The sequence below is a fragment of the Pseudomonas sp. C321 genome, assembly GCF_055407105.1.
Genome location: NZ_JBUZRB010000001.1, coordinates 732,647 through 753,081, shown reverse-complemented (window position 1 = coordinate 753,081; position 20,435 = coordinate 732,647). Strand labels below are relative to the sequence as shown.

At 60.1% G+C, this 20,435-nt stretch carries 19 protein-coding genes; 10 read left to right on the top strand and 9 right to left on the bottom strand.

The window, feature by feature from the left end:
* Positions 1–93: 93 nt before the first annotated feature.
* From rlmF to ACZRJ6_RS03530, 5 genes are all read right to left on the bottom strand, one after another.
* A complete protein-coding gene (gene rlmF / locus ACZRJ6_RS03550) occupies positions 94–1,116 on the bottom strand; it encodes a 23S rRNA (adenine(1618)-N(6))-methyltransferase RlmF (RefSeq protein WP_463967097.1) in 1,023 nt (340 codons plus the stop codon).
* A gap of 180 nt (positions 1,117–1,296) precedes the next feature.
* A complete protein-coding gene (locus tag ACZRJ6_RS03545) occupies positions 1,297–4,143 on the bottom strand; it encodes a valine--tRNA ligase (protein WP_463967096.1) in 2,847 nt (948 codons plus the stop codon).
* A 192-nt stretch (positions 4,144–4,335) separates the two neighbouring features.
* Positions 4,336–4,725: a DNA polymerase III subunit chi gene (locus ACZRJ6_RS03540; protein ID WP_463967095.1), complete on the bottom strand. Its 390-nt coding sequence runs from the start codon at positions 4,723–4,725 to the stop codon at positions 4,336–4,338.
* 7 nt (positions 4,726–4,732) lie between these two features.
* A complete protein-coding gene (locus tag ACZRJ6_RS03535) occupies positions 4,733–5,161 on the bottom strand; it encodes a DNA polymerase III subunit chi (protein ID WP_463967094.1) in 429 nt (142 codons plus the stop codon).
* A gap of 73 nt (positions 5,162–5,234) precedes the next feature.
* Positions 5,235–6,725: a leucyl aminopeptidase gene (locus ACZRJ6_RS03530; RefSeq protein WP_463967093.1), complete on the bottom strand. Its 1,491-nt coding sequence runs from the start codon at positions 6,723–6,725 to the stop codon at positions 5,235–5,237.
* A gap of 282 nt (positions 6,726–7,007) precedes the next feature.
* Between ACZRJ6_RS03530 and lptF the strand changes: the two genes are divergently transcribed.
* The 10 genes from lptF (at position 7,008) to tadA (ending at position 17,413) form a co-directional block, all read left to right on the top strand.
* Positions 7,008–8,126 carry an LPS export ABC transporter permease LptF gene (lptF, locus tag ACZRJ6_RS03525; RefSeq protein ID WP_463967092.1) on the top strand — a complete coding sequence of 373 codons (1,119 nt, stop codon included), beginning with the start codon at positions 7,008–7,010 and terminating at the stop codon, positions 8,124–8,126.
* Entirely contained in the window at positions 8,119–9,198 is a 1,080-nt protein-coding gene (lptG, locus tag ACZRJ6_RS03520; RefSeq protein ID WP_463967091.1) for an LPS export ABC transporter permease LptG, read from the top strand. The genes lptF and lptG overlap by 8 nt, the downstream gene beginning before the upstream one ends.
* Before the next feature lie 152 nt (positions 9,199–9,350).
* The gene (gene lepA / locus ACZRJ6_RS03515; RefSeq protein WP_463967090.1) at positions 9,351–11,150 is read left to right on the top strand and encodes a translation elongation factor 4; all 1,800 of its coding nucleotides are present in this window, start codon (positions 9,351–9,353) and stop codon (positions 11,148–11,150) included.
* 5 nt (positions 11,151–11,155) lie between these two features.
* Entirely contained in the window at positions 11,156–12,010 is an 855-nt protein-coding gene (gene lepB / locus ACZRJ6_RS03510) for a signal peptidase I (RefSeq protein WP_463967089.1), read from the top strand.
* A 199-nt stretch (positions 12,011–12,209) separates the two neighbouring features.
* Positions 12,210–12,899 (top strand): ribonuclease III, encoded by a 690-nt coding sequence (gene rnc, locus ACZRJ6_RS03505; RefSeq protein ID WP_149410992.1) that lies wholly within the window; start codon positions 12,210–12,212, stop codon positions 12,897–12,899.
* Positions 12,892–13,794, top strand: a complete 903-nt coding sequence (gene era, locus ACZRJ6_RS03500) for a GTPase Era (RefSeq protein WP_463967088.1) — start codon at positions 12,892–12,894, stop codon at positions 13,792–13,794. The genes rnc and era overlap by 8 nt, the downstream gene beginning before the upstream one ends.
* A 159-nt stretch (positions 13,795–13,953) precedes the next feature.
* Positions 13,954–14,643: a DNA repair protein RecO gene (gene recO, locus ACZRJ6_RS03495; protein WP_463967087.1), complete on the top strand. Its 690-nt coding sequence runs from the start codon at positions 13,954–13,956 to the stop codon at positions 14,641–14,643.
* 52 nt (positions 14,644–14,695) lie between these two features.
* The gene (gene pdxJ / locus ACZRJ6_RS03490) at positions 14,696–15,439 is read left to right on the top strand and encodes a pyridoxine 5'-phosphate synthase (RefSeq protein WP_149410994.1); all 744 of its coding nucleotides are present in this window, start codon (positions 14,696–14,698) and stop codon (positions 15,437–15,439) included.
* Positions 15,440–15,542: 103 nt separating this feature from the next.
* Complete coding sequence (locus ACZRJ6_RS03485; RefSeq protein WP_463967086.1) at positions 15,543–16,922, top strand: multicopper oxidase family protein; 1,380 nt, start codon at positions 15,543–15,545, stop codon at positions 16,920–16,922.
* Positions 16,922–17,413: a tRNA adenosine(34) deaminase TadA gene (tadA, locus tag ACZRJ6_RS03480; RefSeq protein ID WP_463967085.1), complete on the top strand. Its 492-nt coding sequence runs from the start codon at positions 16,922–16,924 to the stop codon at positions 17,411–17,413. The genes ACZRJ6_RS03485 and tadA overlap by 1 nt, the downstream gene beginning before the upstream one ends.
* Positions 17,414–17,464: 51 nt before the next feature.
* On the opposite strand, the gene cmoB is transcribed toward tadA, so the two are convergent.
* From cmoB to ACZRJ6_RS03460, 4 genes are all read right to left on the bottom strand, one after another.
* Positions 17,465–18,421, bottom strand: a complete 957-nt coding sequence (gene cmoB, locus ACZRJ6_RS03475) for a tRNA 5-methoxyuridine(34)/uridine 5-oxyacetic acid(34) synthase CmoB (protein ID WP_463967084.1) — start codon at positions 18,419–18,421, stop codon at positions 17,465–17,467.
* On the bottom strand, positions 18,418–19,161 hold the full coding sequence (gene cmoA, locus ACZRJ6_RS03470) for a carboxy-S-adenosyl-L-methionine synthase CmoA (protein WP_149410998.1): 744 nt from the start codon (positions 19,159–19,161) through the stop codon (positions 18,418–18,420). The genes cmoB and cmoA overlap by 4 nt, the downstream gene beginning before the upstream one ends.
* Positions 19,162–19,361: 200 nt before the next feature.
* On the bottom strand, positions 19,362–20,006 hold the full coding sequence (locus ACZRJ6_RS03465; protein ID WP_463967083.1) for a lysoplasmalogenase: 645 nt from the start codon (positions 20,004–20,006) through the stop codon (positions 19,362–19,364).
* 1 nt (position 20,007) lies between these two features.
* The gene (locus ACZRJ6_RS03460; protein WP_463967082.1) at positions 20,008–20,400 is read right to left on the bottom strand and encodes a protease inhibitor I42 family protein; all 393 of its coding nucleotides are present in this window, start codon (positions 20,398–20,400) and stop codon (positions 20,008–20,010) included.
* Positions 20,401–20,435 lie beyond the last annotated feature (35 nt).

Below are 20,435 nucleotides of genomic sequence, written 5' to 3'. Positions count from 1 at the left end.
GGTAGGAGCGAGGGGGCGCCTAGTTCTTGCTCGCGAAAAACGCCAAGATAACGTGGGCACTCCGGAGAACCGCGGTGCCCTCGCTCCTTGGGTTTAGTCTTTACGGGCCCAGCGCTGACGCCAGGTCTGCTGCTCGGATTTGGTCTGGAAGGTCCAGGCAACGAAGCGGCTCTGTTTCTGCCCCTGAGACATTTCCACCACCTGGCTTTCCAATACGCCCGCCTTTTTCAGCGCGGTCTGGATTGCTGGCAGGTTGGACGCTTTTGATACCAGGGTGCTGAACCACAACACCTTTTGCTGGAAATTCGCGCTCTCGGCGATCAACTGCGTGACAAACCGTGCTTCGCCGCCTTCACACCACAATTCGGCCGATTGGCCGCCGAAATTGAGCACAGGCAGTTTGCGTTTCGGGTCGGCCCGGCCCAGGGCGCGCCATTTGCGCTCGCTGCCTTTGGTCGCTTCATCCATGGAGGCATGGAACGGCGGGTTGCACATGGTCAGGTCAAAGCGTTCGCCCGGCTCCAGCAGGCCCAGCAGGATGTGCTTGGGGTTGCTTTGCAGGCGCAGCTGGATGGACTTGTTCAGCCCGTTGGACTGCACAATGGCCTTGGCAGCGGCCACGGCTGTCGGGTCGACTTCCGAACCGAGGAAGTGCCAGCGGTAATCGCTATAGCCGATCAACGGGTAGACACAGTTGGCGCCCATGCCGATGTCCAGCACCTTGACCGGCGCGCCACGGGGGATCACACCTTCGTTGACGCTGGCCAGCAGGTCGGCCAGGAAGTGTACGTAGTCGGCACGCCCAGGAACCGGTGGGCACAGGTAATCAGCCGGGATATCCCAGTGATTGACGCCATAGAAGGACTTGAGCAGCGCCCGGTTGAACACCCGCACCGCATCCGGGCTGGCGAAGTCGATGCTTTCCTTGCCGTAGGGGTTGAGGATCACGAACTTGGCCAGTTCTGGCGTGGTCTTGATCAGCGCCGGGAAGTCGTAACGGCCCTGGTGGCGGTTACGCGGGTGCAGGCTGGCCTTTTCCCGTGGAACGACGGCCTTGGCCGGGGTTGCGGGTTTAGGCTTCTTGCGCGGTGCTTTGGGTGTGCTGGGGGCGGTCATGGCTGCGTCGATTCTGGGTTTGTTTCAAGAGTGGCGGGTATTGTCACACATTCCAGAGTCGATTTCGGTCAAATGTGGGAGCCAGCTCCCACATTGATCGGGTTTTCAACAGGAAATATCGGTGTTCTGCCTGGCCAAAAAAAAGAGACCCGAAGGTCTCTTTTTTACACGGGCTCCACCTTACAGGCTGGAAATTCGCGCATGTTGTTCCGCCAACTTGCCCAACGCCTGTTCGGCTTCGGCCAGCTTGGCGCGTTCCTTGTCGATGACTTCAGCCGGAGCCTTGTCAACGAATGCAGCATTGGACAGCTTGCCGCCAACCCGCTGCACTTCGCCTTGCAGACGCAGGATTTCCTTGTCCAGACGCGCCAGCTCAGCCGCTTTGTCGATCAGACCGGCCATGGGCACCAGCACTTCCATCTCGCCTACCAGTGCGGTAGCCGACAGCGGTGCTTCGACGCCAGCCGCCAATACGGTGATCGATTCCAGCTTGGCCAGTTTCTTGAGCAGTGCATCGTTCTCGGTGAGACGACGCTGATCTTCGGCACTGACGTTCTTCAGGAACAAGGTCAGCGGCTTGCCAGGACCAATGTTCATCTCGGCGCGAATGTTGCGGGTGCCGAGCATCAGCGCCTTGAGCCATTCGATATCGTCTTCAGCCGCCTGATCAATGCGCGCTTCGTTGGCCACCGGCCAAGGTTGCAACATGATGGTCTTGCCTTCGATGCCAGCCAACGGCGCCAGGCGCTGCCAGATTTCTTCGGTGATGAACGGCATGAACGGATGGGCCAGGCGCAGTGCCACTTCCAGCACGCGCACCAGGGTACGACGGGTGCCACGCTGACGTTCGATTGGCGCGTTCTCGTCCCACAGCACTGGCTTGGACAGCTCCAGGTACCAGTCGCAATACTGGTTCCAGATAAACTCGTACAAGGTCTGGGCGGCCAGGTCGAAGCGGAACTGGTCGAGTTGGCGGGTCACTTCGGCTTCGGTGCGCTGCAGCTGGGAGATGATCCAGCGATCCGCCAGGGACAGCTCGACTTCTTCGCCGTTCTGTCCGCAGTCTTCGCCTTTATCCAGTACGTAGCGGGCGGCGTTCCAGATCTTGTTGCAGAAGTTGCGATAGCCTTCGACGCGGCCCATATCGAACTTGATGTCGCGACCGGTGGACGCCAGCGAGCAGAAGGTAAAGCGCAGAGCGTCGGTGCCGTAGCTGGCAATGCCGTCGGCGAACTCGTCGCGGGTCTGCTTCTCGATCTTTTTCGCCAGTTTTGGCTGCATCAGGCCCGAGGTGCGTTTTTGCACCAGGGTTTCCAGCTCGATGCCGTCGATGATGTCCAGTGGGTCAAGGACGTTGCCCTTGGACTTGGACATCTTCTGGCCCTGGCCGTCGCGTACCAGGCCATGGACGTACACGGTCTTGAACGGTACTTGCGGCGTGCCGTCTTCGTTCTTCACCAGGTGCATGGTGAGCATGATCATCCGGGCGACCCAGAAGAAAATGATGTCGAAGCCGGTAACCAGCACGTCGGTGGAGTGGAATTTCTTCAGGAACTCGGTCTGCTGCGGCCAGCCCAGGGTGGAGAAGGTCCACAAGCCTGCACTGAACCAGGTGTCCAGTACGTCGTTGTCCTGTTGCAGCGCCACGTCCGGGCCGAGGTTGTGCTTGGCCCGCACTTCGGCTTCGTCGCGGCCGACGTAGACCTTGCCCGACTCGTCGTACCAGGCCGGAATGCGGTGGCCCCACCACAGCTGGCGGCTGATGCACCAATCCTGGATGTCACGCATCCACGAGAAGTACATGTTTTCGTACTGTTTAGGCACGAACACAATACGGCCGTCTTCCACTGCCGCAATCGCGGGTTCAGCCAGAGGCTTGGTGGAGACATACCACTGGTCGGTCAGCCAAGGCTCGATGATGGTGCCGGAGCGGTCGCCTTTCGGCACTTTCAGGCCGTGGTCGTCGACGCTGACCAGCAGGCCCGCTGCGTCGAACGCTGCAACGATCTGCTTGCGCGCTTCAAAACGGTCGAGGCCGGCGTATTGGGCCGGGATCTTGCCGTCGATGCTTTCGTTCAGTTTGCCGTCGAGGTTGAACACTTGACAGGCCGGTAGTACGGCGGCGTTTTTGTCGAAGATGTTCAGCAGCGGCAGGTTGTGGCGCTTGCCGACTTCATAGTCGTTGAAATCGTGGGCCGGGGTGATTTTCACGCAGCCGGTGCCGAATTCCGGGTCGCAGTAGTCGTCAGCAATGATCGGGATGCGACGGCCAACCAAAGGCAGGTCGATGAACTTGCCGATCAGTGCTTTATAGCGTTCGTCTTGCGGGTTCACGGCCACGGCGGCGTCGCCGAGCATGGTTTCCGGACGAGTGGTAGCGACGATCAGGTAGTCGTTGCCTTCGGCAGTCTTGGCGCCGTCGGCCAGCGGATACTTGAGGTTCCACAGGAAACCTTTCTCGTCGTGGTTTTCCACTTCAAGGTCGGAAATCGCCGTGTGCAGCTTGGTGTCCCAGTTGACCAGGCGCTTGCCGCGGTAGATCAGGCCGTCTTCATGCAGGCGCACGAAGGCTTCTTTCACAGATTCCGACAGGCCGTCGTCCATGGTGAAGCGCTCGCGGCTCCAGTCGACGGACGAACCCAAGCGACGAATCTGACGGCTGATGTTGCCGCCGGATTGATCTTTCCATTCCCAGACTTTTTCCAGGAATTTTTCGCGGCCCAGGTCGTGACGGCTCTGGCCGGTGGCTTCCAGTTGGCGTTCCACCAGCATCTGGGTGGCGATGCCGGCGTGGTCGGTGCCCGGTTGCCACAGGGTGTTGCGCCCCTGCATACGGCGGAAACGGATCAACGCATCCATGATCGCATTGTTGAAGCCATGGCCCATGTGCAGGCTGCCAGTGACGTTCGGTGGCGGAATCATGATGGTGTAGGCATCGCCCGCGCCTTGCGGAGCGAAATAGTTCTCGGACTCCCAGGTCTTGTACCAGGAAGTTTCAATAGCGTGCGGCTGGTAGGTCTTATCCATGCGCGGCGGGACCCTAGTTGGCATTTATTCAGGAAAGCCGGCAAGTATAACGGGGGATAGGGCGCAGGGCGAGGCGAAGACAGGGCTTAAGGTGTATGCAATCAAATGTGGGAGGGGCTTGCTCCCGATAGCGGTGGGTCTGGCACACCGTCATCGGGAGCAAGCTCCCTCCCACAGGGGTCTTTGTATGGCTTAGGATTGGTATTGGCTGAGCAACCGCTCCATCCGCGCATCCATCCGACGCTTGATCTCGGTTTCGATATGCGGGGCGAAGTCGTCGATCACGTCCTGCATGATCAACTGCGCTGCGGCGCGCAGTTCGTTGTCCAGGTGCAGCAGAAGGGCGTCGGGCGCTTTTTCGGCAGCAGGTTCGGGCGCCGCTTGTACAGCAGGCATTTCGACAGGCTCTGGCGCGACAGGCTTGCTACCGACCATATCGAACAGTAGGGGGATTTGTACGTCGCCAGTGACGGCATCAGTCAAAAGCGGCGGCTGCAGATTGTCTTCACCGAGCAACTGGCGGATCGACTCAAGGTCATCCAGCAGATGGTCAGACGTTTTTAGCGGGTTTGGAGTGTCCATCGTGTGCTCAGAGTCGCTGTAACCGGTGATCTTGCAGAGAATAGCCCTGTTCGCGGTAGAAACGGAAACTCTCCCGCGCGGCCTGACGAATAGCTGGGTCTTCCACCACCACTTCTGCCACGCGGGCGAAACCCTTGGCGAAGGCCGGTACTTTCAGGTCCAGGTTGACCAGCAGGTCATGATGATCGCCGCAGCTATCTCCCAAGCCAAGTACTACCAGGCCATCGGGCTCTGATTCGGCGGGCCCATGAGGCACGAAGCTTTCGCCCTTGAAGCGCCACAGGCGGGCGTCAAGGTCATCACGCTGGGCGGCATCGCTGCAATGCAGGTAAATGCGGTGGCCCATGCGCCAGGCTTTTTCGGTGAGTTTGCAGGCAAAGTCCAGGCGTGCCGAAGGATCGGCGCTGGGCAGGATATAGAAGTCGACTTGGGTCATTGCGGTTCCTGAACCCTGGCCGGCTATATGGAGCCGACCCGGGAATTGTAGGAGCGAACTCGCTCCACAGGGTTTAGGCCTTGGCGCGATCCAGCAGGTATTGGGTCAGCAGGGGTACCGGACGGCCAGTGGCGCCCTTGTCCTTGCCGCCGCTTGTCCAGGCCGTGCCAGCTATGTCCAGGTGGGCCCAGTTGAAGTTCTTGGCAAAGCGCGACAGGAAGCAGGCTGCAGTGATGGTGCCGGCTTTCGGGCCGCCGATGTTGGCGATGTCGGCGAACGGGCTGTCCAGCTGTTCCTGGTACTCATCGAACAGCGGCAACTGCCAGGCGCGGTCGTCGGCTTGCTTGCCGGCGCTGAGCAGTTGCTCGATCAATTCGTCGCTATTGCCCAGCAGGCCCGAAGTGTGGGAACCCAGGGCAACGATGCACGCACCGGTCAGGGTGGCGATGTCGATCACCGCTTGCGGCTTGAAGCGTTCGGCGTAGGTCAGGGCGTCGCACAGCACCAGGCGGCCTTCGGCGTCGGTGTTGAGGATTTCCACGGTCTGGCCGCTCAAGGTGGTGACGATGTCGCCCGGACGCGCTGCGCCGCCGCTTGGCATGTTCTCGGCGCAGGCCAGGATGCACACCAGGTTGATCGGCAGCTTGAGTTCCAGCACGGCGCGCAGGGTACCGAAGACACTGGCGGCGCCGCCCATGTCGTACTTCATCTCGTCCATGCCCAAGCCAGGCTTGAGGCTGATGCCACCGGTGTCGAAGGTGATGCCTTTACCCACCAGGGCGTACGGTTTCTCGGATTTCTTGCCGCCGTTGTATTGCATCACGATCAGGCGTGGCGGCTGGTCGCTGCCCTGGCCCACGGCGTAGAACGAGCCCATGCCCAGTTCCTTGATCTTCTTCTCATCCAGGACTTCGACTTTCAGGCCCTTGAATTCCTTGCCCAACGCTTTGGCTTGTTCGCCGAGGAAGGTTGGGTGGCAGATGTTCGGTGGCAGGTTGCCCAGGTCACGGGTAAACGCCATGCCGCCGGCGATGGCCTGGGCGTGGGTCACGGCGCGTTCAACTTCCGCCTGGGCGGCCTTGATGGTCAGCAGGGTGACTTTCTTCAGGGCGCGGGGTTCGGTTTTCTGGCTCTTGAACTGATCGAAGACGTATTCGCCGTCCAGCAGGGTTTCTGCCAGCAGACGGGTCTTGCCGTAGCTGTCGCGGCCCTTGACCACGATTTCGTCCAGTGCCAATGCTGCGTCGCTGCCGCCCAGGCCCTTGAGGGTATTGAGGATGGTGCTGATGATCTTGCGGAACGGCCGGTCGCCCAGTTCGGCATCCTTGCCCACGCCTACCAGCAATACGCGGTCGGCTTTGAGGTTAGGCATGCTCTGCAGCAGCAGACTCTGGCCGACCTTGCCGGCTAGGTCGCCGCGCTTGAGCACGGCACTGATGGCGCCACCGCTCAGTTCGTCCAGTTGTTTGCCGGCAGCGCCAAGCTTGCGGCCTTCGCCGATGGCGACCACGAGGGTGGCGGTTTTCAACGTTTCGGGGCTAACGCTTTTTACAACCAGTTCCATTTTCGGGTCCCTTATAAAGGTCAGTGAGCCTGGAGTCTGTACTCCGGCTTATAAGCTTGGCGGCCTGTAGACCGCCTGCGACAAAGGCCGCAGTTTGAACCCCGTGGTCTTCGCCTGACAACCCTTGCCGGCAGCTTTGTGCGCCTGCTTGAGCATGTGCAGTGACAGGCGCGGACAATCCCATGATAATGCGTCATCTTTTTAGCCGGCCCGTGTCAATGGGTCGACTCGTTATGCGTGCTTGTTTGGCCGCCTTAGCCTGACAACCCTGGAGTGTCTGGTTTGATCGTCTTCCGTTATCTGTCCCGCGAAGTCATGTTGACCCTGAGTGCCGTAAGCGCGGTATTGCTGGTCATCATCATGAGTGGTCGCTTCGTTAAATACCTGGCCCAGGCTGCCTCGGGCGCCCTTGACCCGGGCTCGCTGTTCCTGATCATGGGCTTTCGCTTGCCGGGTTTCCTGCAACTGATTTTGCCGTTGGGCCTGTTTCTCGGGATTTTGCTGGCCTATGGCCGGCTGTATCTGGAAAGCGAGATGACCGTGCTCTCGGCCACCGGCATGAGCCAACAGCGCCTGCTGGCAATGACCATGGTCCCGGCCACCGGCGTCGCTTTGGTGGTGGCCTGGCTGAGCCTGAGCCTGGCCCCCCAGGGCGCCATGCAGTTCCAGTTGCTGCTCAATAAACAGGACGCCATGACCGAGTTCGACACCTTGGTGCCGGGTCGCTTTCAGGCGCTCAACGACGGTACTCGGGTGACCTATACCGAGACGTTGAGCGACGATCGCGCGAACCTGGGTGGCGTATTCATTTCCGAGAAGCGCCTGAGCCAGGACAAGAAAGACCGTGGTATTTCTGTGCTGGTAGCTGATTCGGGCCGCCAGGAAGTGCGCCCGGACGGCAGCCGTTACTTGATTCTGGAAAACGGCTATCGCTACGACGGTAACCCAGGTCAGGCGAGTTATCGCGCCATCAAGTACGACACCTACGGCGTGATGCTGGCCAAGCCGGATATCAGCAGCGAAGTCACCGACCGCGACGCCATCCCGACCCTCGACCTGATCGGCAACAAGGAGCTGCGGGCCAACGCCGAGCTGCAATGGCGCCTGTCGTTGCCGCTACTGGTGTTTATCGTGACCCTGATGGCCGTGCCGCTGTCGCGCGTCAATCCGCGACAAGGGCGCTTCCTCAAGCTGTTGCCGGCGATCCTGCTGTACATGGCTTACCTGACGATCCTGATTTCCGCCCGTGGCTCCCTGGAGAAAGGCAAGCTGTCGCCGACCCTGGGTTTGTGGTGGGTTCACGGAATCTTCCTGGCGATTGGGCTGTTGCTGCTTTATTGGGAACCGTTGCGCTTGAAGATGGCGAGTCGTCGCAGCATGAAGGAGATGGCTCGTGGTTAAGCTCGACCGCTACATAGGTAGCAGCGTACTGATCGCAATCCTTGCGGTACTGGGGATTATTCTGGGCCTGGCGTCGTTGTTTGCCTTTATCGACGAAGTTGGCAGTGTCAGCGACACCTACACCGTGACTGACGTGCTGAGTTATGTGGCGCTGACGGCGCCTCGTCGTCTCTACGACATGATGCCGATGGCCGCGCTGATCGGTTGCCTGATCGGCCTCGGTGGCCTGGCCAGTAACAGCGAGCTGACCATCATGCGCGCGGCGGGTGTTTCCATCGGTCGCATCGTCTGGGCGGTCATGAAGCCGATGCTGGTGCTGGTGCTGGCCAGCGTCCTGGTCGGTGAGTATGTGGCGCCACCTGCTGAAGCGCTGGGCCAGGCCAATCGCGCCCTGGCCCAGGGCTCGGGTGATGCCCAGAGCTCCAGGCACGGCCTCTGGCACCGCCAGGGTGATGAATTTATCCACATCAACGCCGTACAGCCTGGCGGCTTGCTGATTGGTGTCACCCGTTATCACTTCGATAAAGAACGGCACATGTTGTCGTCCAGCTTCGCCAAGCGCGCGCAGTTCGGCCAGGATCACTGGCAGTTGACCGACGTGACCACCACTTACTTCCGTAATGTCGGCATGGGCACCCAGGCCAGCACTGAAGTGATCAATGTGCCGACAGAGCGTTGGGACATCGCCTTGAGCCCGCAACTGCTCAATACCGTGATCATGATCCCGGAAAGCCTGCCGATCACCGGTTTGTGGGGCTATATCCACTACCTCAAGGATCAGGGCCTGAACAACGGCCGCTACTGGCTGGCGTTCTGGGTCAAGGTATTGCAACCGGTAGTGACGGCCGCCCTGGTGCTGATGGCGATCTCCTTTATCTTCGGCCCGCTGCGTTCGGTAACCCTCGGTCAGCGTGTATTTACAGGCGTACTGGTGGGCTTTACCTTCCGTATCGCCCAGGATTTGCTGGGACCGTCGAGCCTGGTTTTCGGTTTCTCACCGTTATTCGCGGTGCTGGTGCCGACCACTATCTGCGCCCTGGCCGGGTTCTGGCTGTTACGTCGAGCCGGTTGATCCTGCGCTTATGAACAAAAAATGCCCCGATTGCGAGATCGGGGCATTTTTGTTCTTGGTCACTGTTGGTGACGTCACGCCCGGGCATCAGGTACAATTCCCGGCTATTTTTCAGCGGGCAGTCTGCCTGCAGCCTTTTTGAGTGTTGATCCGTGAGTGATTTGAGTCATATCCGCAATTTCTCCATCATCGCCCACATTGACCATGGCAAGTCGACGCTGGCCGATCGATTCATCCAGATGTGCGGCGGCCTTGCCGAGCGTGAAATGGAAGCCCAGGTACTGGACTCCATGGACCTCGAACGCGAGCGCGGGATCACCATCAAGGCCCACAGCGTTACTCTGTATTACACCGCCCGCGATGGCATCAAGTACCAACTGAACTTCATTGACACCCCAGGCCACGTTGACTTCACCTACGAAGTCAGCCGGTCGCTGGCGGCCTGTGAAGGCGCGTTGCTGGTTGTAGACGCGGGGCAGGGCGTGGAAGCCCAGTCCGTGGCCAACTGCTACACCGCCATCGAGCAAGGCCTGGAAGTCATGCCGGTGCTGAACAAGATCGACCTGCCACAGGCCGATCCAGACCGCGTGAAAGAAGAAATCGAGAAGATCATCGGTATCGATGCCACCGATGCCGTCGAGTGCAGCGCCAAGACCGGCCAGGGCGTCGACGAAGTGCTCGAACGCCTGGTTCACACCATTCCCGCGCCTACCGGTAATTACGACGATCCGCTGCAAGCGTTGATCATCGACTCCTGGTTCGACAACTACCTGGGCGTTGTTTCCCTGGTACGCGTGCGCCACGGCCGTGTGAAGAAGGGCGACAAGATCCTGGTCAAATCCACCGGCAAGATCCACCTGGTGGACAGCGTTGGTGTATTCAACCCGAAACACACCGCGACCGTTGATCTGAAAGCCGGTGAAGTAGGCTTCATCATCGCCGGCATCAAGGACATCCACGGTGCGCCGGTCGGCGACACCCTGACCTTGAGCTCCACCCCTGATGTCGACGTGCTGCCGGGTTTCAAGCGCATCCAGCCGCAGGTCTACGCCGGCCTGTTTCCGGTCAGCTCCGACGACTTCGAAGACTTTCGCGAAGCGCTGCAAAAGCTGACCCTCAACGACTCGTCGTTGCAGTACACCCCGGAAAGCTCCGATGCCCTGGGCTTTGGCTTCCGTTGCGGCTTCCTCGGCATGCTGCACATGGAAATCATCCAGGAACGCCTGGAGCGCGAGTACGACCTGGACCTGATTACCACGGCGCCAACGGTTATTTTTGAGCTGTTGCTCAAAACCGGTGAAACGATTTACGTCGATAACCCGTCCAAGCTTCCGGATCTGTCTGCCATCGAAGACATGCGCGAGCCGATCGTGCGGGCCAATATTCTTGTGCCGCAGGAACACCTGGGCAACGTCATTACCCTGTGTATCGAAAAGCGTGGCGTGCAGCACGACATGCTGTTCCTCGGTACCCAGGTGCAAGTGACCTACGATTTGCCGATGAACGAAGTGGTCCTGGACTTCTTCGACCGTCTCAAATCCACCAGTCGCGGCTATGCTTCGCTGGATTACCATTTTGATCGTTATCAGTCAGCTAATCTGGTGAAGCTGGACGTGCTGATCAATGGTGACAAGGTCGATGCCCTGGCGCTGATCGTGCACAAGGAAAACGCGCACTACAAAGGTCGCCAGTTGACCGAGAAGATGAAAGAACTGATTCCGCGCCAGATGTTCGATGTCGCGATCCAGGCCGCCATTGGCGGGCAGATCATTGCACGGACCTCCGTCAAAGCTCTCAGAAAAAACGTACTGGCCAAATGCTATGGCGGCGACGTCAGCCGCAAGCGCAAGCTGCTTGAAAAGCAAAAGGCCGGTAAAAAACGCATGAAGCAAGTGGGCAACGTGGAAATTCCACAAGAAGCCTTCCTTGCGGTGCTCAGGTTGGATAGTTAGGTCCTATGTCACTAAATTTCCCGCTGTTGCTGGTCATCGCCGTTGCCGTTTGCGGTCTATTGGCGTTGCTCGATCTGCTTTTCTTCGCTCCGCGTCGGCGGGCGGCTATCGCGTCCTATCAGGGCAGCGTCAGCCAGCCCGATGGCGTGGTCATCGAGAAACTCAACAAAGAGCCGCTGCTGGTTGAATACGGCAAGTCGTTCTTCCCGGTGTTGTTCATCGTGCTGGTGTTGCGTTCGTTTCTGGTGGAGCCGTTTCAGATTCCTTCGGGATCGATGAAGCCGACCCTGGATGTGGGTGACTTCATCCTGGTGAACAAGTTTTCCTACGGGATTCGCTTGCCGGTGCTCGACAAGAAAGTGATCGAGATCGGTGATCCGCAACGCGGCGATGTGATGGTGTTCCGCTACCCAAGCGACCCGAACGTCAACTACATCAAGCGTGTGGTGGGCCTGCCGGGTGATGTGATTCGCTACACCAGCGACAAGCGCCTGTTCGTCAACGGCGAGTCGGTGGCGGAAAAACTGATCGGTTCCGAACCGAACACCTTGGGCAGCGCCGAGCTGTACCAGGAAAAACTCGGAGCGGTAGAGCACGAGATCCGCAAGGAAATGAGCCGCTACCGTTCCCCGCCCGACAATCAATGGACAGTGCCTGCTGGGCATTATTTCATGATGGGCGACAACCGTGACAACTCCAATGACAGCCGCTACTGGGACGATCCGAACATTCCCAAGGAGCTACTGGGCATGGTCCCCGACCAGAATATCGTCGGCAAGGCCTTTGCGGTCTGGATGAGTTGGCCGGAACCCAAGCTCAGCCACCTGCCGAACTTCTCGCGGGTGGGGCTGATCAAGTAATCCATGCGGCGCTGTGAACACAGCGCCGAATGCTTTTCTGGGCCTTGGACAAATCGTCCGGTCCCGTGCAGCACCTACGCGGTGCTGCACACAACAATAGCCAGGATGTAAATTTGAACACAGCGTTAATCGTCGATGGCCGCCGGTGCCTCGCCCTTCAAGTGGTGAAGTTCGGCCACGAACTGAATGTGGGTAAACCGTGAGCGTTTCTTTAAGCAGTCTCGAGCGTCAGCTCGGTTACACCTTCAAGGACCAGGAATTGATGGTCCTTGCCCTGACACACCGCAGTTTTGCCGGGCGTAACAACGAGCGCCTGGAATTCCTCGGTGATGCCATCCTTAACTTTGTTGCCGGTGAAGCCCTGTTTGTTCGCTTCCCTCTGGCCCGCGAAGGCCAGCTGTCGCGCCTGCGCGCGCGCCTGGTGAAAGGGGAAACCCTGGCCGTGCTGGCCCGGGGTTTCGACCTAGGCGAATACCTGCGCCTGGGCTCCGGCGAGTTGAAAAGCGGCGGTTTCCGTCGCGAGTCGATTCTGGCCGACGCCCTTGAAGCGCTGATCGGGGCGATCTACCTCGATGCAGGCATGGACATGGCCCGCGAGCGGGTACTGGCCTGGCTGACCTCGGAGTTCGACAGCCTGACGCTGGTGGACACCAACAAAGATCCCAAGACCCGCCTGCAAGAGTTCCTGCAGTCGCGCGGGTGTGAGCTGCCACGTTACGAAGTGGTGGATATCCAGGGTGAGCCTCATTGCCGAGTTTTCTTCGTCGAATGTGAAATCACCTTACTGAATGAAAAAAGCCGAGGTCAGGGTGTGAGTCGTCGTATTGCCGAACAGGTAGCGGCCGCCGCAGCACTGATAGCCCTGGGCGTGGAGAATGGCCATGACTGATTCAATCGCAACTCGCTGTGGCTATGTTGCCATCGTCGGCCGCCCCAACGTGGGCAAGTCCACGTTGCTGAACCACATCCTCGGGCAAAAGCTGGCGATCACTTCGCGCAAGCCCCAGACCACCCGCCACAACATGCTGGGAATCAAGACCGAAGGCAACATCCAGGCGGTCTATGTTGATACCCCTGGCATGCACAAAGGCGGCGAGAAAGCCCTAAACCGCTACATGAACAAGACCGCTTCGGCGGCGTTGAAAGACGTCGACGTGGTGATCTTCGTGGTCGACCGCACCAAGTGGACCGACGAAGACCAGATGGTCCTTGAGCGCGTGCAGTACGTTACCGGCCCCTTGATCGTCGCGTTGAACAAGACCGACCGCATCGAAGACAAGGCCGAGCTGATGCCGCACCTGAGCTGGCTGCAGGAACAACTGCCGAACGCCCAGATCATGCCGATCTCGGCCCAGCATGGGCACAACCTCGAAGCCCTGGAGCGGGTGATTGCTGGATACCTGCCGGAGAACGAGCACTTCTTCCCGGAAGACCAGATCACCGACCGCAGCAGCCGTTTCCTCGCCGCAGAACTTGTGCGCGAGAAAATCATGCGCCAGATGGGCGCTGAGCTGCCGTACCAGATCACAGTGGAAATCGAAGAGTTCAAGCAGCAGGGCAAGACCCTGCATATCCACGCGCTGATCCTCGTCGAACGTGACGGCCAGAAGAAAATCATCATTGGCGACAAGGGCGAGCGCATCAAGCGCATTGGCACCGAAGCGCGCAAGGACATGGAATTGCTGTTTGATTCCAAGATCATGCTCAACCTGTGGGTCAAGGTTAAGGGTGGTTGGTCCGATGATGAGCGGGCATTGCGCTCCCTGGGTTACGGCGACCTGTAATACGCTGCTTCCCCCTGTGGAGCGAGCTTGCTCGCGAAAAACGTTAACGATGACGCGTTCTTTCTGAATAGGCGCGTCGTTCTCAGGTTCTTCGCGAGCAAGCTCGCTTCTACAGTGATACCCATCGCTTTGACGACCGTGTTCCCTCAGCGAGCCCCCATGTCTCAATCCCCACCCACCGGCCAGCCCGCTTACGTCTTGCACAGCCGTGCCTACCGTGAAAGCAGCGCCTTGGTGGACTTCCTCACGCCACAAGGTCGCCTGCGGGCGGTGTTGCGCAGTGCGCGGGGCAAGGCGGGGACGCTGGCGCGACCATTCGTGGCCCTGGAAGTGGAGTTTCGCGGACGCGGCGAGCTGAAAAACGTCGGCCGCATGGAAAGCGCCGGGGCTTCCAACTGGCTCAATGGCGAAGCGCTGTTCAGCGGCCTCTACCTCAACGAACTGCTGATTCGCCTACTGCCCGCTGAAGACCCGCACCCCGCCGTTTTCGATCACTACGCCGCCACCTTATTGGCCCTGGCCGAAGGCCGCCCCCTGGAGCCGTTGTTGCGGGCTTTCGAGTGGCGCCTGCTGGACGACTTGGGCTACGGTTTCGAACTGAGCCAGGACCTGCACGGCGACCCCATCGCCGCCGATGGTATGTACCGCTTGCAGGTGGACGCGGGTCTGGAGCGGGTCTACCTGCTGCAACCCGGCCTTTTTCAGGGCACTGAGCTGCTGGCCATGGCCGAGGCCGACTGGACCGCTCCCGGCGCCCTGTCTGCCGCCAAGCGTCTGATGCGCCAGGCCCTGGCCGTGCACTTGGGTGGTCGGCCGCTGGTCAGTCGCGAGTTGTTTCGAAAGCCCTGACATCCCCGTGTATGCTGTGCAGCGATTCCTTCCCTCTTCAGGAGCGCTTTTCGTGACCACCAGCAATCGCATTCTTCTCGGCGTGAACATCGACCACGTAGCCACCCTGCGCCAGGCCCGGGGCACCCGTTACCCTGATCCGGTCAAGGCCGCGCTGGATGCCGAGGAAGCGGGCGCCGACGGCATCACCGTGCACCTGCGCGAAGACCGCCGGCACATCCAGGAGCGCGACGTGCTGCTGCTCAAGGACGTGCTGCAAACCCGCATGAACTTCGAAATGGGCGTCACCGAAGCAATGATGGTGTTCGCTGAGCGTATCCGTCCGGCGCATATCTGCCTGGTCCCGGAAACCCGTCAGGAATTGACCACCGAAGGCGGCCTGGACGTTGCCGGCCAGGAAGCACGGATCAAGGCGGCGGTTGAGCGCCTGGCGACGATCGGTTGTGAAGTCTCGTTGTTCATCGACGCTGATGAGCGGCAGATCGAAGCCTCCAAACGTGTCGGCGCCCCGGCCATTGAGCTGCACACGGGCCGTTACGCCGACGCCACTACACCGACCGAAGTCGCAGATGAGTTGCAGCGCATCGTCGACGGCGTGGCCTGTGGTCTGGCCCAGGGTCTGATCGTTAACGCTGGCCATGGCCTGCACTACCACAACGTCGAAGCGGTGGCTGCGATCAAGGGCATCAACGAGCTGAACATCGGCCATGCCCTGGTGGCCCACGCGCTGTTCGTCGGTTTCAAAGGCGCGGTCGCCGAGATGAAAGCCCTGATTCTGGCTGCTGCCAAGGCCTGAAAACACCACTGCGGCAACCCGCGCCCTTACTGTTTCGCATTTGCGGGTGTATCGTATTTGCCCTTTGCGGGTCTCGGACCCGCGGTAGATACGTGAGGTTGTTGTGTCCCTATCCTTTTCCCGTCGACAAATCCTCGGTGGTCTTGCAGGTTGTGCAGTGGTTGGCGTCGGTGCCGGTGGCGCCTACCGCTACTGGCTGGGGAAAATGGCAGACGCCGAGGCGGGTCACGATTACGAGCTGATCGCAGCACCCCTGGATGTGGAATTGGTACCCGGGCACAAGACTGAAGCCTGGGCCTTTGGCCCATCGGCGCCGGGCACCGAGTTGCGGGTGCGTCAGGGCGAATGGCTGCGGGTGCGTTTTATCAACCACCTGCCGGTTGCTACCACCATCCACTGGCACGGTATTCGCCTGCCGCTGGAAATGGATGGCGTGCCCTACGTCTCGCAACTGCCGGTGTTGCCGGGCGAGTATTTCGACTATCAATTTCGCGTGCCCGACGCCGGCAGCTACTGGTATCACCCCCATGTGAACAGCAGTGAAGAACTGGGCCGTGGCCTGGTGGGCCCGCTGATCATCGAAGAGCGCGAGCCCACCGGTTTCAAGCACGAATGCACCCTGAGCCTGAAAAGCTGGCACGTGGACGAAGAGGGCGCCTTTGTCGCCTTCAGCATTCCCCGTGAAGCAGCCCGGGGTGGCACCGCCGGGCGTTTGTCGACCATCAATGGTGTATCCCAGGCAGTGATCGACCTCCCGGCCGGGCAGATCACCCGTGTGCGGCTGCTCAACCTCGACAATACCCTGACCTATCGCCTCAACATCCCCGGTGTTGAAGCGCAGATCTATGCGCTGGACGGCAACCCCATCGAGCCCCGGCCCTTGGGCAAAGAATACTGGCTGGGGCCGGGTATGCGCATTTGTCTGGCAATCAAGGCACCGGCTGCTGGAGAAGAATTGTCGATCCGTAATGGCCCGGTGCGCCTTGGCACGTTCCGTTCGGTGGTCAACACTGAAGCGCCCACCGAGTGGCCGCCCGCGCTGCCGGCCAACCCGATTGCCGAGCCGGACCTGGCCAATGCCGAGAATCTCAACTTCAATTTCGAATGGGTGGGTTCAGTGTCGGTGAATGTCGACAATAAACCGCCAAGCCTTTGGCAGATCAACGGGCAGGCCTGGGATATCACCGACAAGACCTGCGCCGACCGCCCGATTGCCAAGCTTGAAAAGGGCAAGAGCTACATTTTCGAATTGAAGAATATGACCCAATACCAACACCCGATCCACTTGCACGGCATGAGCTTCAAGGTCATCGCCTCGAACCGGCACAAGGTCATCCCGTACTTCACCGACACCTACCTGCTGGGCAAGAACGAACGCGCCCGCGTGGCCCTGGTGGCGGATAACCCTGGTGTGTGGATGTTTCACTGCCATGTGATCGACCACATGGAAACCGGCCTGATGGCCGCCATTGAGGTGGCGTGATGCGCCAGATTCGCCCAATGGCGATTATTGATCGTAGCCGCGACCAGGACTTCATGCGCGAAGCGCTGACTCTCGCCGCCCAAGGCGCGGCTCTCGGCGAAGTGCCAGTGGGCGCGGTGTTGGTACAGGACGGTGAAATCATTGGCCGAGGCTTCAATTGCCCTATCAGCGGCAACGACCCCAGTGCGCATGCCGAGATGGTCGCCATCCGCGCGGCCGCCCAGGCGGCGAGCAATTACCGTCTGCCGGGCAGCACCCTCTACGTGACGCTGGAACCGTGCAGCATGTGCGCCGGCTTGATCGTCCATTCGCGCATTGCCCGGGTGGTCTACGGTGCGCTGGAGCCAAAAGCCGGGATTGTGCAAAGCCAGGGGCAGTTCTTTACCCTGGGTTTTCTCAATCATCGGGTGCTGTTTGAAGGCGGGGTGCTGGCCGAGGAATGCGGGACGGTGTTGAGTGAGTTCTTTAAGGCGCGAAGAGCCAAAAGCTGACGCGAACCTGCGACGAGGGAGCAACCTACCCTCGCACAACAGCAGCAGGTGTTATTTTTTGGCGACGATAACTGCGCGCATTGGCGCTGGCAGCCCTTCGATGGTCTTGCTGTGATCTTCGGGGTCGAGGAAGTCGCTCAGGGACTGAAACTTCATCCACTGAGTGCCACGTTGTTCCTCGACTGTGGTCACGCTCACATCCACACAGCGCACATCACTGAAGCCGGCACGGCGCAGCCACAGCATCAGCGCCGGCACCGACGGCAGGAACCACACATTGCGCATCTGCGCATAACGGTCTTCCGGCACCAACACTTGCTGCTGATCGCCTTCAATCACCAGGGTTTCCAGCACCAACTCGCCGCCCTTGACCAGGCAATCCTTGAGCGCCAGCAAATGCTCGATGGGTGAACGGCGGTGGTAAAACACGCCCATGGAAAATACTGTGTCGAAGCCTTCCATGTTCGGCGGCAGGTCTTCGAAGGGAAACGGCAAGTGCCAGGCATTCGGCGCGCATAGGTAACGCTGCACCGCCTGGAACTGGCAGAAGAACAGCCAGTTCGGGTCGACACCAATCACGCTGTCGGCGCCGGCACCCAGCATGCGCCACATGTAATAGCCGTTGCCGCAACCGACATCGAGGATGCGCTTGCCCTTGAGGTCCAGGTGCGGGGCCACTCGCGACCACTTCCAGTCCGAGCGCCATTCGGTGTCGACATGCACGCCAAACAGGTCGAAAGGCCCTTTGCGCCAAGGGCATAGGCCCATCAACGCGGTACGCATTTGTACGCGGGTTTCGTCGTCGCAATCAGTGTCTAGGGTCAGGCCGTTCAGCAGGTCGATTTCGCTGGGCATGATCTTCGGCAACGCGTCCAGCGCACCTTGCCAGCGCTCCAGGTCGCCATGACCCTTTTCCATCTTGCTATCGAGTTGCGCTTGCAGGCCTTGGGCCCATACAGCCAGGGGAGTGCCGACCAGGTGGCGGGCGAGGGGAGACAGATCAATCATGGCAGGGCAATCAACGAGGCAAAGTTAAGACACTGGAACCACGGCACGACTTTCGAGAACCCGGCCGCCAGCAGACGTTCGCGGTGTTCTTCGAGGCTGTCGGGCTTCATGATGTTTTCGATGGCGCTGCGCTTCTGGGCGATTTCCAGTTCGCTGTAGCCGTTGGCGCGTTTGAAGGCGATGTGCAGGTCGGTCAGCAGTGCGTGCTCTTCAAGGTCGTTGAAACGCAGCTTTTCCGAGAGGATCAGCGCACCACCAGGCAGCAATGACTGACGAATCCGCCCGAGCAATGCCAGGCGTTCTTCGGGGGCGATAAATTGCAGGGTGAAGTTCAGCGCCACCACCGAGGCCGGCTGGAATTGTAGCGCGAGGATATCGCCCTCGATCACCTCCACCGGCAGCAGTTCCTGGAACATCGAGTCCTGGCCGTTGAGGTATTCCCGGCACCGTTCGACCATCGCCGCTGAGTTATCCACAGCGATCACCCGGCAACCGTCGGTGCGCACGTGACGGCGCAGCGCCTGGGTCACCGCGCCGAGGGACGAACCCAGGTCGTAGAGCACGCTACCCGGCTGGGCGAACTGCGCTGCCAGCACGCCAAGGTTCTCGACAATGGTCGGGTAACCGGGCACCGAACGCTTGATCATGTCCGGGAACACCCGCACCACGTCTTCGTTGAAGGCGAAGTCCGGCACTTGGGGCAAGGGCTGGGCGAATAGACGATCGGGTTCTTTGCTCACGGCTGTTCCGGCGACGAAGGGGGAAAAGCTGGCATTTTAGCCAAGTTGGCTTTGGGATGCGCGGGTTGTCTGATGGAACGCCGACGCGGTAATCCCCCACTGCCTCTGTAGGAGCGAGCTTGCTCGCGAAAAACGCCAACGATAACGCGGGAATCTGGATTAACGCGGTGTTGCTGCGTTCTTCGCGAGCAAGCTCGCTCCTACAGGGGGGCGGGTTGTTTCTGATGAAAGGCTGAGGCTGTGATTCCCCACTGCCCCAGCCAGTAGCTGATGATCAGCAAATACGGCGCGGCTTCAAACGTCACCACAAAGCGATTGATCCCGATCAGCGTGTCAGAAAACACAAACGCCGCCGCGCCCACCGCCGCCAGTTGCGCCGAGCGCTTGGGCACGTCGCTGCCCAAGCGTGCCAGCGCCCGCCAGAGCATGGCGCTGATTACCAAGGCGTAAATCACCACCGGCACCAGCAATGGTCCCAGGCCATGGGAAATCAGGATACTCAGCAGGATCGCGCCCACTACCAGCGCCAACACCAACGGCAACAGCGCCGGGCGGCGGCAATCGCTCAAGTAGGCTTTCAAATACGCCAGGTGGGCGAACAGGAAGGCCCCGAGGCCAAAGATGAACAGGTCGCCGGGCCACGCCAGCAGCACATCACCCACCAGGGAAAAAATCAGGCCCAGGCTGATCCAGCGTCGATAGTCGCTGGGCGGCGCGTCATGCAGCCAGCCCAGCAACGCCAGCACCGGCAAGGGTTTGACCAACAGACAGAGCAGGGTGGCGTGGGTGCTCAGGCCGTACATGAAAGTGGCAGCACCCATCAGCGCGAGAATCAGCCAAGGCATATCAGTTCACCGTAATGGCGCAGTCGAAGGTGTCCACCGGGTTTACTTCCGGGGCCCAGGGTTGCTGGGAGGTCAGGCGTAAGCGGCCTTCGCCTGCGGCAACGGCCTGGAAGCGCCAGGTGGATTGCCCGGCTGCGCCCACCACTCCGGCGTTTTCGGAGTTGCTGTAGACCTCGGGACTGAGGCTGCGCAGCACGCCGCCAGCCGAATCCTGGATGGCCCAGCGGTAACCGGTGGAGGGGTTGCTGGGTAAGGTGAGAATCAGGGTTTGCCCGGTTTTGAGTTGGAGTGGGCAGGCGCTTTGTTTTTCCAGGGTGACGTTTTGCTTCGGTGCACTGGCGCACGCGGCGAGCAAGGCGAGGCTCAGGGGAAGCAGCAGACGGGCAGCGGTCATGGGGGCTCCATTCATTCACGACGAAGGGCGAGCAT

Coding starts and splice junctions, on each gene's coding strand:
- ACZRJ6_RS03535 (WP_463967094.1), bottom strand. CDS start 5,161: ATGACCCAAGTCGACTTCTATATCCTGCCCAGCGCCGATCCTTCGGCA.
- ACZRJ6_RS03465 (WP_463967083.1), bottom strand. CDS start 20,006: ATGCCTTGGCTGATTCTCGCGCTGATGGGTGCTGCCACTTTCATGTAC.
- recO (WP_463967087.1), top strand. CDS start 13,954: ATGTCTCAATCCCCACCCACCGGCCAGCCCGCTTACGTCTTGCACAGC.
- lepB (WP_463967089.1), top strand. CDS start 11,156: ATGTCACTAAATTTCCCGCTGTTGCTGGTCATCGCCGTTGCCGTTTGC.
- ACZRJ6_RS03530 (WP_463967093.1), bottom strand. CDS start 6,725: ATGGAACTGGTTGTAAAAAGCGTTAGCCCCGAAACGTTGAAAACCGCC.
- ACZRJ6_RS03540 (WP_463967095.1), bottom strand. CDS start 4,725: ATGGACACTCCAAACCCGCTAAAAACGTCTGACCATCTGCTGGATGAC.
- tadA (WP_463967085.1), top strand. CDS start 16,922: ATGCGCCAGATTCGCCCAATGGCGATTATTGATCGTAGCCGCGACCAG.
- ACZRJ6_RS03460 (WP_463967082.1), bottom strand. CDS start 20,400: ATGACCGCTGCCCGTCTGCTGCTTCCCCTGAGCCTCGCCTTGCTCGCC.
- era (WP_463967088.1), top strand. CDS start 12,892: ATGACTGATTCAATCGCAACTCGCTGTGGCTATGTTGCCATCGTCGGC.
- cmoB (WP_463967084.1), bottom strand. CDS start 18,421: ATGATTGATCTGTCTCCCCTCGCCCGCCACCTGGTCGGCACTCCCCTG.
- rlmF (WP_463967097.1), bottom strand. CDS start 1,116: ATGACCGCCCCCAGCACACCCAAAGCACCGCGCAAGAAGCCTAAACCC.
- ACZRJ6_RS03545 (WP_463967096.1), bottom strand. CDS start 4,143: ATGGATAAGACCTACCAGCCGCACGCTATTGAAACTTCCTGGTACAAG.